10 protein-coding genes are annotated in these 14,013 nt (G+C 67.8%); 4 read left to right on the top strand and 6 right to left on the bottom strand.

Going from position 1 to position 14,013, the window contains the following annotated elements; translation table 11 throughout:
• From F4Y45_12060 to F4Y45_12050, 3 genes are all read right to left on the bottom strand, one after another.
• Positions 1-1,407 carry a peptidoglycan DD-metalloendopeptidase family protein gene (locus tag F4Y45_12060; GenBank protein ID MXY25242.1) on the bottom strand — a complete coding sequence of 469 codons (1,407 nt, stop codon included), beginning with the start codon at positions 1,405-1,407 and terminating at the stop codon, positions 1-3.
• A gap of 343 nt (positions 1,408-1,750) precedes the next feature.
• On the bottom strand, positions 1,751-2,905 hold the full coding sequence (locus F4Y45_12055; GenBank protein ID MXY25241.1) for a site-specific DNA-methyltransferase: 1,155 nt from the start codon (positions 2,903-2,905) through the stop codon (positions 1,751-1,753).
• Between the two features lie 93 nt (positions 2,906-2,998).
• Entirely contained in the window at positions 2,999-5,515 is a 2,517-nt protein-coding gene (locus F4Y45_12050) for a S9 family peptidase (protein ID MXY25240.1), read from the bottom strand.
• A 75-nt stretch (positions 5,516-5,590) separates the two neighbouring features.
• On the opposite strand from F4Y45_12050, the gene F4Y45_12045 reads away from it, so the two are divergent.
• The 3 genes from F4Y45_12045 to F4Y45_12035 all read left to right on the top strand — a co-directional run bounded on the left by F4Y45_12045 (position 5,591) and on the right by F4Y45_12035 (position 9,777).
• Positions 5,591-6,832: a pyridoxal phosphate-dependent aminotransferase gene (locus tag F4Y45_12045; protein MXY25239.1), complete on the top strand. Its 1,242-nt coding sequence runs from the start codon at positions 5,591-5,593 to the stop codon at positions 6,830-6,832.
• 56 nt (positions 6,833-6,888) lie between these two features.
• The gene (gene selD, locus F4Y45_12040) at positions 6,889-9,216 is read left to right on the top strand and encodes a selenide, water dikinase SelD (protein MXY25238.1); all 2,328 of its coding nucleotides are present in this window, start codon (positions 6,889-6,891) and stop codon (positions 9,214-9,216) included.
• Positions 9,217-9,303: 87 nt separating this feature from the next.
• A complete protein-coding gene (locus F4Y45_12035; GenBank protein MXY25237.1) occupies positions 9,304-9,777 on the top strand; it encodes a peroxiredoxin in 474 nt (157 codons plus the stop codon).
• 38 nt (positions 9,778-9,815) lie between these two features.
• On the opposite strand, the gene pyk is transcribed toward F4Y45_12035, so the two are convergent.
• A complete protein-coding gene (gene pyk / locus F4Y45_12030; GenBank protein MXY25236.1) occupies positions 9,816-11,246 on the bottom strand; it encodes a pyruvate kinase in 1,431 nt (476 codons plus the stop codon).
• A 167-nt stretch (positions 11,247-11,413) separates the two neighbouring features.
• Between pyk and trxA the strand changes: the two genes are divergently transcribed.
• On the top strand, positions 11,414-11,746 hold the full coding sequence (trxA, locus tag F4Y45_12025; GenBank protein MXY25235.1) for a thioredoxin: 333 nt from the start codon (positions 11,414-11,416) through the stop codon (positions 11,744-11,746).
• A 59-nt stretch (positions 11,747-11,805) separates the two neighbouring features.
• On the opposite strand, the gene F4Y45_12020 is transcribed toward trxA, so the two are convergent.
• Together F4Y45_12020 and F4Y45_12015 are read right to left on the bottom strand one after the other, a co-directional pair.
• Complete coding sequence (locus tag F4Y45_12020; protein MXY25234.1) at positions 11,806-12,336, bottom strand: hypothetical protein; 531 nt, start codon at positions 12,334-12,336, stop codon at positions 11,806-11,808.
• Between the two features lie 38 nt (positions 12,337-12,374).
• Positions 12,375-14,003 carry an amidase gene (locus tag F4Y45_12015; protein ID MXY25233.1) on the bottom strand — a complete coding sequence of 543 codons (1,629 nt, stop codon included), beginning with the start codon at positions 14,001-14,003 and terminating at the stop codon, positions 12,375-12,377.
• Positions 14,004-14,013: the final 10 nt, after the last annotated feature.

Genomic DNA, 14,013 nt, shown 5'->3' with positions numbered 1-14,013 from the left:
CTACGGCGCCGCTCTTCCGCCGCCGTACCCGTTCTCGACGCCGGCGCGCAGCCTCTGCCCGGCCGCGTCACGAAGCTCGTCGAATGCGGCCATCTGTTCGACTGGCACCGGATCGCCGGGCGGCAGGTTCCGGTGCTCCAGCAACGGGTTGACAAATACGCCGTTCTTCCGCATGCGGTAGTCGAGGTGGGGTCCGGTAACCACGCCCGTCGCGCCGACGCGGCCGATCATCTGCCCCTGCATGACCCGGACGCCGGGCCGGATCCCGTCCGCGAACGCGGAGAGATGCAGGTAGTACGTCTCGTAACCGTTGGTGTGGCGCAGGCGGACCATGTTGCCGGAGGCGCCGCTTCGACCCACGGAAACGACCGAGCCGGTGGCGACGGCAATGACCGGCGTGCCGATCGGAGCGCCGTAGTCGACACCCAGATGGGGCCGGATATTGCCATGCACCGGGTGCAGCCGCCGGTACGAGAAACGAGACGTGACGCGTGGCTCGAAGCGGAACGGGGAACGGAGGAAGAGCCGCTTCATCGAGCGGCCTTCCCGGTCGAAGTACTGCGGCTCCGGCTCACCCCGCACCCGGAAGCGGTAGGCGTGCAACTCGCGTCCGTCGTTGACGAACTCCGCCGCCAGGATGTCCCCGTAGCCAGCGAATACCGTATCTCCCTCGCCGAACGCGCCTTCGCGCCGTGTCCGCTCGAAAAGCAGTGCGAAGCGGTCGCCCCGCCGGAGATCGTTGTTGAAGTCGATTTCACCGCTGAGAACCTCCGCCAGCGCAATCGCCAGCTCCACGGTTTCCCCTCCCGCGCCGATGGCGGCGACAAGCGAGTTGTTGGAGGCGTCGATCGTGCCGCGCACGATCGCCTCTTCCCGCTCGGTCTTGTAGGGAACGAGAGCCGCCGTGAACCGACCGCCACCCGGGCCGTCCGGGTCGGACACCGCACGCGTTACGCGGAGGAAGGACTCGTCATCGACGTGATACTCAAAGCGCCGAACGAAGTCCTGGTCGCGGTCGAGCTGCAGGCGGTACGGGTTGCCCACCCTGAAACGCCGGGGATTGAAAACGGCGCGGACCGTGTCGATCAACTGGACCGACTCGCGTCCAACGTCGTGCGCGTCGAGAAGACTGGCGAGCGTCGCTCCTCGACCGATGGTGTCACGAATCGTGCGAACCGGGGGAACCAGAAAAATGTCCGCATCACGACCGCCGACAGCGAGGGGAACTCCGCTTCCACCGGTGAGGCCGAAAGACGCAATCGCTGCCGGATCACTTGGCGACGGAACCGGCGCCCCAACCGACGGAGCACCGTGAACAACGAAGGCGGCGCCCCCAAAACCAAGCGCCAACGCCACCACAACCACCGACGCCAACGCGCTTGCGTCTTCCCACTTCGCCGCCCTCATCTGGGCGTCAGTCTACCACGCGCCCCGGATCGCCCCGCCGAACCGCGCCCATCCGGATCTCGTCGTTTCCGGCATGTACCGGCACGACAGCATCAAGGCGGGCGAGGACGGAGTCGAGATCAAGTCAACGCGCAAGAAGGGTGGTGCAGTCGATACCCTGGGGCGCGTAAACAATGGATGTGTGTGTTCGTCTATGAAGTGGACACAGAGACGGAGCCGGCTCGTGACCGTCGTCCGATGACGTTCACGGAGGTCTATCTGGCGCATGTTGAAGTCGCCGACTTCAGGAAGAACCCCCGCGGGGAACTCGGCACAAGGACCGCAACGCTCCACAAGGAGGGTGTCAGGAAGCTTCGCGAGCACGGGATCTACAAGAAACCGTAGCTGAGTCCCGTTGATAGAGCACCAACTGCGGAACTGCTTGGCGAGCCATCTCGAAATACTTGGGATCGTTCTCGATGCCGATACTTCTGTAGCCGACACACTCAGCAGCCGCCAATGTCGAACCAGCGCCGCAGAACGGATCGAGGACGACTCCTTCGCCCAACGGCAAGACGCCGCGGACCAATTGCCGCAGGAACTCCTGTGGTTTAAGGCTCGGATGTGGCGCCAACTGGCGCTCTCCCCTGCGCGTGGGAGCGGAGCGGATTACGTCCCCGAATGGCGAGGTGGCAGACGGCCGCCGAAAACCGCCCACCCGCCAGCGACGGAGATTGTCCTGGACGCGCCCGTCTAGCGGTCTCCGGAACAGAAGCCACGGTTCCCACATTGAACGTGGCATCACGCTCACTTCCGAAAACTCGTCGTGAGCCCCCTTGGGTCGGTCACCACCGCGCATGGTCATCACCAACCTGACGATCTCGCCGCGCCTCTCCAGACCGGCCTTTGCCAGCGCGCCGGACACGATGTACGAAAGCAGCGGGTTCGTGGCGACCACGACATTGGCTCCGGGCACGAGAACGGGCGCAAGGCGACTTGCCCAGTGGGAGAAGAACTCATCCAGAACACGCAGGTCCTGGGAAGAAAGGACCGTAAAGCGGGGCAACGGTGACCGTTGTGCCCCATCAAAGGCCGGAGGAATGCGCCAGATTCCACCCCTACGAGCGCGCAGCTTTTTCTGTTCCTTCGGCGAGTACTCGACCAGACCGTACGGGGGGTCGGTGACAACCGCGTGAATGGAATTCGGCTCTTGGTTTCCGAGCCAGTCGAGGCAGTCGGCCTGCACCAGGGTCGTGTTCCGGTATTGAGCTGTACGAAACGGAGGACCCGCGACCTTGCCGTCGACGCTCGTACGGCCGGTTTCTCCTTCCAACCCGGGCAGCCGGTAGACGCCCCGCACGTCACGGACGAAGAGCCGTGGCGTGTTGAGTCGCAGGTACGAACGAACACTCGAGGCGGGAACGTCGCCGACAATGTCGCGCGCTTCGTCGATGATTTCTGCTACCGAGGCGCCAGCCGGACGCGTCTCAAGCACGGCCAAGATCGCGTCTCGCACCATCCCTGGCGCTCGTCGGGGTCCGACGGCAGACATGTTGGCATGTATAGACGTCCCGACGTCTTTCCTCAAGGACTTCCTTCGGAGACTATTCGTCTAGCGGGGAGCTAGGTGCTCGTTGCACCAGTTGAGCATCTCGGCCACGACATGGAGCACCGACTCGCGTGCCACGTAGCCGTGCGACTCGTACGGGAGCGTGACGTACCGGACGGTCGCGCCATGTCCCTTCAAGGCGTGGTAGTAGCGCTCCGACTGAATCGGGAAGGTGCCGGAGTTGTTGTCAATCTCGCCGTGCGTCAGCAGGATCGGCTCGTTCACCTTCTCGGCGTGGAAGAAGGGCGACATGGCCGCGTAGATGTCGCGGGCTTCCCAGAACGTACGCTGTTCATTCTGGAAACCGAACGGGGTCAGCGTCCGGTTGTAGGCGCCGCTCCGGGCGATCCCGGCGCGAAACAGGTCGGAGTGGGCGAGGAGGTTGGCGGTCATGAACGCGCCGTAGCTGTGGCCGCCGATGGCGATGCGGTCGCGGTCGGCGACTCCCATCGCGACCACTTCATCGATCGCCGCCTGCGCGCTGGCCACCAGTTGCTCGACGTAAGTGTCATTCGCCGTGTGGCCCTCGCCAACGATCGGCATCGCCGGGCCGTCGAGGATTGCGTAGCCCTCCGCGAGCAGGAGCAGGTGCGATGCGCCCCGCAACGCCGTGAAGCGATACGGTGATCCCCGCACCTGGCTTGCCGCGGCCGGATCGACGTACTCGCGCGGATAGGCCCACATGAGCATCGGCGGACGGTCACCCTCCTGGTAACCGGGTGGCAGGTAGAGGGTCGCCGACAGACCGACGCCGTCCGCGCGCTCGTAGGTGAGCAGGCGCTTTTCGACGCCGCGGAGGACTGGCGCCGGGTCGGTGTAGTCGGTGAGCGCTCGCACCGTGCCCGTCCCCGTGTCGCGAACCTGGTAGTTGGGGGGCTCCGTCGGGCTTTCGCGTCGTGTCAACAGCGTACGGCCATCGTCGGACAGGGCGGCGACAACGGTCTCGTAGGTTCCCGGCTCGGCGCGGAACAGCCGGGTGGTCTCCAGCGTCGCCAGGTTGAGCCGGTCAAGGAAGGGCAGATCACCGCCGGGCGATGCGCCGCTGCCGGCGAGGTAAATGAAGTCGCCGTCCTGCAGGACGGTACGGTTCGCGATGCCGCCGCCGGGGCCGAAGAGAAAACGGCCCGGGTCGCCGTAGACATCCTCGGCGCTCCGGTCGAACAGGCGGCGCGTGTCGCCACCGCCCGGATAGATGATCGACGTGCGCGTCCACCGTGTCGGCCGGTCGGTCTCCGTGACGAGCGCCGTCCCGTCGGCGGTCCAGGCGATAGAGGAAAAGCGATGCTCGGTTCGCGCCAGCTCCCGGGGTTCCATGTCGAACGGCGCATCGAGCGAGTACACGATGTCCCGGTTCCGCGCCGCGGTGTTGGGATCGCCGCCGTCCTGCGCTTCCGCCCAGTGCACGGTAGCGGCCTCGGTGGCGTCCCAGCGGTGAGCGCGCGGCCCGGTGGGCACACCGCCGATCGGCACTTGGTCGGCAAGCGGCAGCTCGGCCAGCACGAAGGGGTCGGCCGTTCCCGCGGCAGCATCCTCGCCGCCGCCATCCCGCGACCACACCTCGACCGTGCGCGCGAACCGGCGGGCCGGCAAGAGACGGGAGAAAGGCGGCACGATCCGTTCGACGAGCATGTGCCTGCTGTCCGGCGCGCCTCTGACGGAAGCGTAGAGCCCCGGTGCGCCGATGTCGGTCCGCGACCCGGTGGCGAGCTCGACGGTCGCGATCTGCGACGTGAAGTGGTACCGGAAGAGCGCCTCGTCGTGCGCGCTGGCCAGCAGGTCCTGGTAGGTTCGGACCGGTGACTGTCGCCCGTCGTTCGCCTGGATGTTCGGCCCGTTCGGCGCGCGAGGCGGATTGGGCGGTGAGCCGCGCGCCGATTGGCGGAAACGGCAGAGCACGCCCGACGAGTCGCCGAGCCACTCGCACGGGTTGCCCCAGGTGGCGTTCAGTGCGGCCGAGGTGAGGGGTCTGGGCTGCTGCGCCACGAGGTCGGCGACCCAGAGTTCTATGCCTGTATCGCGCAGCACGGCGTACGACAGGTGTGATCCGTCGGGAGCGAAAGCGGGCCAACCAAGCGTCGTTCCGGCGGGAGCGACGATGCGAAAGCCGCCGTTGTCATCGGTGTTGGCGCTTCCACTTCCATTTCCGTTGCCGTTGGTTGCACGCGCCGAGTCCAGGGGCCGAATCGTCATCGCCATGATCGTCGGCGCCGACCAGGGCCCGCTGTTGCGCGGGTCGATCCGGTACCCCGCCAGCCGATGCATCGGTCGGGCCAGCCACGCGATAGGCGGCATCGAGCGCGACTCGACCAGAACGACCACGTCTTGCCGCGGGCCGACCAGGATGCCCGGAGTGGGCGGCGCGTCCAGAATCGCCACGATTGCGTCCGGCGGAACCAGATAGCTGCCGGCGCTCGAAGACGGCTGCTGGGCCGACGCGCCGACCAGCAGGGCCGTCACCGCGAGCACCGCCGCCGCCCCTGCCGCACGAGTCGTATTGGCCGCGCGAATCGTGTTGGTCATGATGCGAACCATCCTACTTCAGGCCAGAAGCTTGCGCCGTGGAAGTTCCGCTGGCTCCGGGGCTGCTAGCGTGGCATGGTACAGGCCGGAGCCCGAACGGAAACGGCCTTGCATTCCTCGCGCATTCCCGCGAACCGCGCCACCAATCGGCTTGCCCGCCGGCTCGAGCACCTGCGCGCGGCGGGGGTCGAGGTCAACGACCTGACGGAGTCGAATCCCACGCGGGTTGCCATCGAGTACCCGGCCGACCTGCTCGCACCTCTCGGATCCGCCAGCGGCCTCCGGTACGATCCGCAGCCGCGCGGCCTCCTCTCTGCCCGCCGAGCCGTAGCGGGGTGGCTGAACGGCGCCGTCGTGCCCGACCGGATCGTCCTGACGGCCAGCACGAGCGAAGCGTACGCGCTGCTGTTCAAGCTGCTCTGCGATCCGGGCGACGACATCCTCGTGCCGCAGCCGAGCTACCCGCTCTTCGAACATCTCGCCGGGTTCGAGGGCGTCAACCTGTCGCCGTATCCGCTGGTATGCGACGGACGTGTCTGGCGGATCGACGCCGGCGCGCTCCCGCTGGCGGCCGGACCACGCACCCGCGCCGCCGTCGCGGTCAACCCGAACAACCCAACCGGCTCCTACCTGGCCGAACCCGACCGGGACGCGCTCGCCGCGCTCTGCCGCGAGCATGCGATTCCACTGATCGTCGACGAGGTGTTCAGCGGGTACGCGATCGATCCGCGCCCCGGCGTTGAGCGGACCATCCTCCAGGGCGCTTCGGCGGCCGCCGGCGGGGTAGACGGCATCGTGAAGTTCGTGCTGGGCGGCCTGTCCAAGGCGGTTGGCCTCCCGCAGGTCAAGCTCGCCTGGATCGCGATCGACGGCCCGGCCGACGACGTAGCGGAACTGATGGACGCGCTCGACCTGCTGACCGACACCTACCTCTCGGTCTCCACGCCGGCTCAACTGGCCGCGCCGCATCTGCTTGCTGCCGGGGCCGCGGTCACGTCGCGGATTCGGACACGCGTGAGCGCCAACTACACCTGGCTTGTCGACCGCGCGGCCGCAGCCCCGGCGGTCCAGGTTCTGCGCGCGGAAGGGGGTTGGTCTGCCGTCATCCGGCTCGCGGCTCCCTCGGGTCCCGACCTTGAGGAAGCGCTGGCGATCGACCTCCTCGAGGAAAACCGGGTCGACGATGGCTGCGTCCTCGTGCACCCCGGCTACTTCTTCGACTTCGCGGACGGGTCGCATATCGTGATCAGCCTGCTCCCGCCCCCCGCGCGCTTCCGGGCCGGCGTGCGCCGCCTGCTGGCGCGGGCGGGAGGGTGACGGCGAGCGACAGTTGTGTAATCCTGAGTGACGGAAGTGACAGCCGACATGCACCGATGACGGGAGACCACGGCTCGCCGGTGCTGAAGGACCTGGTCCTCGTCGGCGGCGGTCACACCCACGTGATTGTTCTTCGACGGTTCGGGATGCGGCCGATCCCGGGCGTGCGCATAACCTTGATCGCGCGCGACCTTCACGCGCCGTACTCCGGCATGCTGCCGGGCCTGATCGCCGGGCACTACACGTTCGACGACGCGCACATCGACCTGGCGCCGCTTGCCCGCTTTGCCAATGCGCGGCTCTTTCACGATGAAGCGGTCGGGCTGGACCTCGACGCCCGGGCCGTAATCTGCCGTGACCGTCCACCGGTGCCGTACGACCTGCTCTCGATCGACGTCGGGATCACGCCGTCGGTCAACGTGGAGGGGGTGGCGGATCATGCCGTGCCCGTCAAGCCGATCGGCGGTCTGGTCGCCCGTTGGGAGCGGTTGGCGGCGCGCGTGCGGGCGAGTGAGGGGCCGCTGCGGATCGCCGTGGTGGGTGCGGGCGCCGCAGGCGTCGAACTGACCTTGGCGATACAGCACGCGCTCTCGAACGGGGAAAGGGAGACTGGCGCGGCCACCGGTGCGTCAGCCGGGGCGCCAACGCCGAGCGAGGCGTCGTTTCATCTTTTTGGCGCCGAGCCGGTAATCCTGCCCACCCATGGCGCGTGGGCAAGACGCCGGTTCGAGCGCGTCCTCGCGAAGCGGGGCGTAGAGTTGCACGTCGGCTCCCGGGTTATCCGCGTCGCCGCCGCCACCCCCGGCGCGGTGCGGCTTCACACGGAAGACGGTGGGGCGTTCGAGGCGCACGAAGTCATTTGGGCCACAGAGGCGGCGCCGCCCGCATGGCCGGCACGCGCCGGCCTTGCCGTCGACGGCCGAGGCTTCATCGAGGTGGACGCGACGCTCCGGTCCACGTCCCATCCCCAAGTCTTCGCTGCCGGCGACGTCGCTTCCGTCGCCGGTCACCGGCGCGAGAAAGCGGGTGTCTTCGCCGTCCGTCAGGGTCCTCCGCTCGAAGCCAACCTCCGCCGCGCGCTCGAGGGCGATCCCATCCGCGAGTTCCATCCCCAACGGAAGTTCCTCAGCCTGATCAGCACCGGTAACCGCTACGCCGTCGCGTCACGCGGCCGCTTGTCGCTGGAAGGCGCCTGGGTGTGGCGCTGGAAGGACCGGATTGACCGCCACTTCATGCAGCGTTTTTCCGATCTGCCGCAGATGGATGGTGAGCCGGTGGAGGCGGCAAGGCGCCCGGCGCCGCCCGCCCCCGGCCTGGTGACGCCGGAAGCGGTCGAGCAGCTGACCAGGCCGGCGATGCTCTGTGGCGGTTGCGGTTCGAAGATCGGTGCGACGCTGCTGGACCGCGTACTCGCGCGACTTCACCCCTTCCGCCGCGACGATGTCCTGATCGGCCTCGACGCGCCGGACGATGCCGCGGTCGAGCAGCTTCCCCCCGGCGCGCTGCTCGTGCAGTCCGTCGACGCATTCCGCGCCATGGTGGACGATCCGTGGGTCTTCGGCCGCATAACGGCGACGCACTCGCTGGGAGATCTCTACGCGATGGGCGCGGACCCGCGGTCGGCGCTCGCTGTTGTCACGATTCCTCACGGCATCGAGGAGAAGATGGAAACGCTTCTGTTCGATCTCCTGGCCGGCGCCCTCGCCGTGCTGAATGACGCGGGCGTTGCGCTGACCGGCGGGCACACGAGTGAGGGAGCCGAGCTGACGTTCGGCTTGAGCGTGACCGGTACCGTTCAGCGTGATCGCATGCTCCGCAAGGGTGGCGCGCGACCCGGCGACCGCTTCATCGTGACAAAGCCGCTCGGCACCGGGACGCTGCTCGCGGCGGACATGCGCGGCAAGGCAAAGGCGCGCTGGGTCGCGGGCGCCATCCGGACCATGTTGCAATCGAACCGTGCCGCCGCCGGCGTATTCCGGCAGCATGGCGCTCATGCCTGCACGGACGTTACCGGGTTCGGCCTGTTGGGCCACCTGGTCGAGATGGCGCGCGCGTCCGGCGTCGGGGCGCGCATCCATCTCGATGCGATCCAGCTCCTCGGCGGGGCGGAGGAGACGGTTGCCGCCGGCATCGTGAGCTCGTTGCAGCCAGAGAACCTGCGGCTCCGCCGCGCCGTCGCCAACCCGGAGGCCGCCGCCGGGAAAGGCGGCTATCCCATCCTCTTCGATCCACAGACCTCCGGCGGACTGCTGGCCGCTGTCCCGGCCGACCGTGCCGACATGTACGTAGCCATGCTGCAGGCGGCCGGCTACGACCATGCGGCCGATATCGGCGAAGCCGTTCCGGTTCCCCTCGACGGCGCCAGCCTGATCGAGATCGCCTGAGCCGTCGGAAATCGCGATTGCGAACGCATGGAGCAGGGTAGACTTGCGTGCCGTATGGCGTGTTCCGGAGAGGAGGTCTAGTTCGGCATGGTGGAGACAGGCAAGCAGGCGCCGGCGTTTCGGTTGCCGGACCAGGATGGGGAGCAGGTTGCACTTGCGGAGTTGAAGGGCCAATGGGTTGTTCTGTACTTCTATCCGCGTGATGACACGCCCGGTTGTACGACTGAGGCATGCGAGTTCACGTCGACGTTGGGCGACTTTCGGGAGCTCGACGCAGTGGTGCTTGGCTGCAGTCCGGACGGGGCGGAGGTTCACCGGAAGTTCATTGCGAAGCACAAGCTGGAGATCCGACTACTGTCCGATCCCTCGCACGAGACGATGACGGAGTACGGCGCGTGGGGGGAGAAGGTCCTCTACGGCAGGAGATCAGTCGGCGTGATCAGGTCGACCGTCCTCATCGATCCGAGCGGTAGAGTCGCGCATCACTGGAAGAAAGTCCGTGCGGCGGGCCACGCCGGTCACGTCGCCCAGAGACTGCGCGACCTGCGTGCGGCGGGCTGATCCCGGCGGCGCGGTTCGGCTCTGGCCGCTCGCCACAGTCAGCAGCGCAGCAGCTCGATGAAGTTGCCGGCCGGGAGTGACAGGTCGTCGTTGACGCGGACGAACACGACCACGTCACCGCTTCTGACGATCCCCTCACGGAGCAGTTCCTCCCGGATGACACCGGGTGAACCGGGTCCGGGGGCGACCGTGTGCGGCGCCACGCCCCAGGCGAGCCCGAGCCGCCGGCTCAGGGTCAGGTCGCCGGTAACCGCATGAACCGGCACGCGCGGACGGATGGCGGAGAGATCGCGCACGGTGCGGCCGCTGCGCGTCACCGCGACCACTGCCTTCGCCCCTGAGGTCTCGGCCAGCATCACCGCCGCGGCACACACTTCGTCGCCGTAGCGCGTGTCGTCGGCGAGCATGCGATCGAGGAAGTGGACATCGAAGCCGGCCGCCGCACGAACCGCCGCGTCGTCGTGCGACGCCTCCGCGTCACGGATGATCGCATCGAGCGTCCGGACCACGCGTTCGGGATGCGCGCCGACCGCCGTCTCGCCCGACAGCATGATCGCATCCACGCCGTCATCAACCGCGTTCGCCGCGTCGCTTACCTCGGCGCGCGTCGGACGCGGCTGGTGCGTCATGGTCTCGAGCACCTGCGTCGCGACAATCACCGGCACCCCGGCGGCGCGCGCGCGGCGTGTCATCGATTTCTGGACCCGCGGCACCCGCTCGAGCGGCACCTCGATGCCGAGGTCACCGCGCGCCACCATCACCGCGTCCGACTCCGCCAGAATCTCGTCGAAGCGGTCCACGGCCCGCGGCCGTTCGATCTTGGCAACGAGCGCGGCGGGGCGGCCGATCCGCTCCGCCGCCTCGCGTGCCCGCCGCATGTCGTCCGCGCACTGCACGAAGCTGACGCCGATGAAATCCACGCCGGCCAGGAGCGCCCGTTCGAGGTTCTCGATATCCGCCGACGTGATCGCGGAAAGGGGGAAGTCGACCTCCGGCGCGTTGATCCCCTTGCGGGACGCGAGCGGACCGCCTTGTTCCACTTCGGTGACAATCTCGCTGCCGTCGGTCTTGAGCACGCGGACGGCCAGGCGGCCATCGTCCAGCAGCAGCCGGTTGCCCGGTTGGACCAGTTGCGCGAGCGGCGCGTACGAGGTCGCGACCCGCTCGGCGCTACCAGCGAAGTCGCCCGTCGCGATGCGGAAGCGGGCTCCTGCCTCGAGCCGCGCGCCAGACGCCACGTCGCCGATCCGGATCTTCGGACCGGCCAGATCCTGGAGGATGGCCACCATCCGGCCCGCGGCGTCCGATGCGTGGCGGATTCGCTCTGCCGCCGCCTGGCGGCTCCGCGGCGTTCCGTGGGACGAATTGATCCGGAAGACATCGACACCAGCCTCTATCAACGCGGTCAACCGGGGCTGGGTCTGGGTCGCGGGACCGACCGTAGCGACGATCTTGGTGCGGCGCTGCATGCGGCTGGAGTATAGAGGGACGTTGTCATGGGCAGCGATGCGCCACGGAGCGTCGCTGCACGGTGTGGCGTCAGCGCGGCGCGTCAACGCGCGACGGACTACAATCTCATCAGGAGATACACGCGCGGAGGGGCCGCGCGAGCATTGCACGACGACAGGACGAAGGCATGTCAGCAAACACGCACGAAGTGACCGACGGTAACTTCCAGGAATCGGTGCTCGGTTCGGATCAGCCGGTGCTCGTGGACTTCTGGGCAGAGTGGTGCGGACCGTGCCGCATGATCGCGCCGACCATCGAAGCCCTCGCCGAGGACTTTGCCGGCAAGGCGACCATCGGCAAACTGAACATCGACAGCAATCCGGAAACGCCGATGCAGTACGGCGTCCGTTCGATTCCGACGCTCCTCATCTTCAAGGGGGGAGAGGTGGTCGAGCAGGTGGTGGGTCTCACCGACAAGGAAACGCTGCAAGCGCTCCTCGACAAGCACGTTCAGGCCTGATCGGACCCGACCGGGGGCAGGTAGCGGGGTCGTGGGCCGGCAGGACTCCGGCGCGCTGGTCACGACCCGCTGCCACTCATCTTCTCGATCAGTTGCGTCAAGGCGGGGGTACGCCCGAGCAGTCGGACGTAGAGGGCAAGTTGCGCGCGATGGTATTCCTCGTGCGCGATACCGTGATGCATCCATGTAAGGCGGGTCCATTCTTCGCCGTCGAAGCGGCGGATCTTCTGCAACATGCCGACTTCGCCCGCCCGGCGAATCGTTTTCGCGCCTGCTGCATGCGACGTCCGTAGCAGGCGGACGAGTCCGGCGCGGGTTGTCGGGCGCTCGGTCGCCGGTGTGCCGTACTGGCGAATGAACCCGGGAAAGCCCTTGCGTGTGAAGTCCCCGCGCGGGTTGGTGAGTTCCCCCGCCCACATGGCCGCCGTGTCAACGATGTGCTGCGCAATTTCGGAAACCGAGCGCGCGCCCGGTTCGGGACGGAAGTCGATCCGGTTCGGCGGAACGCGTTGCAATTCGGCAATGACTCCCCGGCGGGCGTCAGTCCAAGAGTCGAGAGCCTCTTCAAGGAGCGTGCTGGTTGGTGGCATGAGTGATGCAATCGGCCCGAGGTGAACCCCCGCCGCACTCAGGCGGCGGAAACGGTTGGAAGAAACCCGGGCGCTCGGCGGTGCCGGGTGGCCTGCTCGAAAGCGTAGGCGATACGGATGAGCGTCGGTTCGCTCCAGGCGCGACCGAAGAAAGAACAGCCGACCGGAAGGCCGTGAATGAAACCGGCCGGCACGGTGATGTTCGGGTAACCGGACACGGCAGCGAATGCCGAGCTGCTGCCGCCGAAGTGATCGCCGTTCACCAGGTCCGTCACCCAGGCGGGGCCGCCCGTGGGGGCGATGATGGCGTCAAGATTGTCCGCGTCCATCACCCTGTCGATCCCCTCCGTGCGTGACAGCCGTTGCGCCCCGGCGCGTGCGTCGAGGTATTCCGGATCCGTCAACGGCCCTCTGGCTTCGGCCGCGAGCAGGCGCTCCTGCCCGAAGTACGGCATCTCTTCCGCGGCGTTCGCCCGATTGAAGGCGATCAGCTCGGCAAGCGTGCGGATCGGCGGGTCCGGGAGCGTCTCGAGGTAGGCGCGGAGCCCCGCCTTGAACTCGTAGCCCAGCACCGTGGTCTCGGCGCGGCGCATCGCGGTGGTAGGCCGAAGATCGACCGGGTCGACAATGACCGCACCCCGCGCACGCATCGCATCGAGCGCCGCTTCGATGAGTCGATCCACGAGGGGATGGAAACCGAAGGCGCTGCGCATCACGCCTATGCGGGAACCTTCGAGCCCGTCCTCGTCGAGGAAGGGCGTGTAGTCGGTCAGCCCGCGCGTGTCCGCCTCGGCCGTCGCCGGATCACGCGGGTCCGTTCCTGCAATAACGCCAAGCACGTGGACGGCGTCACGCACGGTGCGCGCCATGGGACCGGCGGTGTCCTGCGAGTCCGCAATCGGGATGATGCCCGCACGGCTCACCAGGCCGACGGTCGGCTTGATGCCGACAATGCCGTTGGCATTCGACGGACAGACGATCGACCCATCCGTCTCGGTGCCAATCGCTACGGTCACGAAGTTGGCGGAAACGGCCGCGCCCGACCCTGAACTCGATCCGCACGGGTTGCGGTCGAGCGCGAACGGGTTGCCGCACTGGCCGCCCCTCGCGCTCCAGCCGCTCGATGACCGCGTAGAGCGGTAGTTGGCCCACTCGCTCAGGTTCGCCTTGCCGAGCAGCACGGCGCCCGCATCCCGGAGGCGGCGCGCGACCGGTGCATCCTCCGCGGGTCGCGAGCCCTCCAGCGCGAGTGAGCCGGCCGTAGTGGTCGTACCGTCGGCGGTCCCGACGTTGTCCTTCAGCAGGATCGGGATGCCGTGGAGCGACGACCGCTGACCGGACGTGCTCCGCTCGCGGTCCAGGGCCTCGGCGTCGGCGAGCGCGTCGGGGTTGGTTTCAATCACGCTCCGGAGCGTAGGCCCCTGGCGGTCAAGCGCGGCGATGCGGGCGAGGTATGCCTCGGTGATGCTGCGTGACGTTCTGTCGCCGGACGCCATCGCCGAGGTGAGCGTGTCAATGGTGGCCTCGTCCAGTTCGAACGAAACCGGTCCAGGCGCGTCGGGTTCGCGAAAGCCCCCCCGAGGGCGGTCGCTGCCTTGCGAAGCCGCATTGGGCGTGGCCGTCTCACCGCACGCCGCCGTACCCGCTACCACGGCTCCGCCCGCCATGGCGCCGGAA

The sequence above is a fragment of the Acidobacteriota bacterium genome (genome assembly GCA_009838525.1).
In the GTDB taxonomy this organism is placed as follows: domain Bacteria; phylum Acidobacteriota; class Vicinamibacteria; order Vicinamibacterales; family UBA8438; genus VXRJ01.
Note: the sequence above shows the minus strand (reverse complement) of the source record. Positions and strands in the feature narration are given on the sequence as shown.

Coding starts and splice junctions, on each gene's coding strand:
- F4Y45_12060 (MXY25242.1), bottom strand. CDS start 1,407: ATGAGGGCGGCGAAGTGGGAAGACGCAAGCGCGTTGGCGTCGGTGGTT.
- F4Y45_12055 (MXY25241.1), bottom strand. CDS start 2,905: ATGGTGCGAGACGCGATCTTGGCCGTGCTTGAGACGCGTCCGGCTGGC.
- F4Y45_12050 (MXY25240.1), bottom strand. CDS start 5,515: ATGACCAACACGATTCGCGCGGCCAATACGACTCGTGCGGCAGGGGCG.
- F4Y45_12045 (MXY25239.1), top strand. CDS start 5,591: ATGGTACAGGCCGGAGCCCGAACGGAAACGGCCTTGCATTCCTCGCGC.
- selD (MXY25238.1), top strand. CDS start 6,889: ATGACGGGAGACCACGGCTCGCCGGTGCTGAAGGACCTGGTCCTCGTC.
- F4Y45_12035 (MXY25237.1), top strand. CDS start 9,304: ATGGTGGAGACAGGCAAGCAGGCGCCGGCGTTTCGGTTGCCGGACCAG.
- pyk (MXY25236.1), bottom strand. CDS start 11,246: ATGCAGCGCCGCACCAAGATCGTCGCTACGGTCGGTCCCGCGACCCAG.
- trxA (MXY25235.1), top strand. CDS start 11,414: ATGTCAGCAAACACGCACGAAGTGACCGACGGTAACTTCCAGGAATCG.
- F4Y45_12020 (MXY25234.1), bottom strand. CDS start 12,336: ATGCCACCAACCAGCACGCTCCTTGAAGAGGCTCTCGACTCTTGGACT.
- F4Y45_12015 (MXY25233.1), bottom strand. CDS start 14,003: ATGGCGGGCGGAGCCGTGGTAGCGGGTACGGCGGCGTGCGGTGAGACG.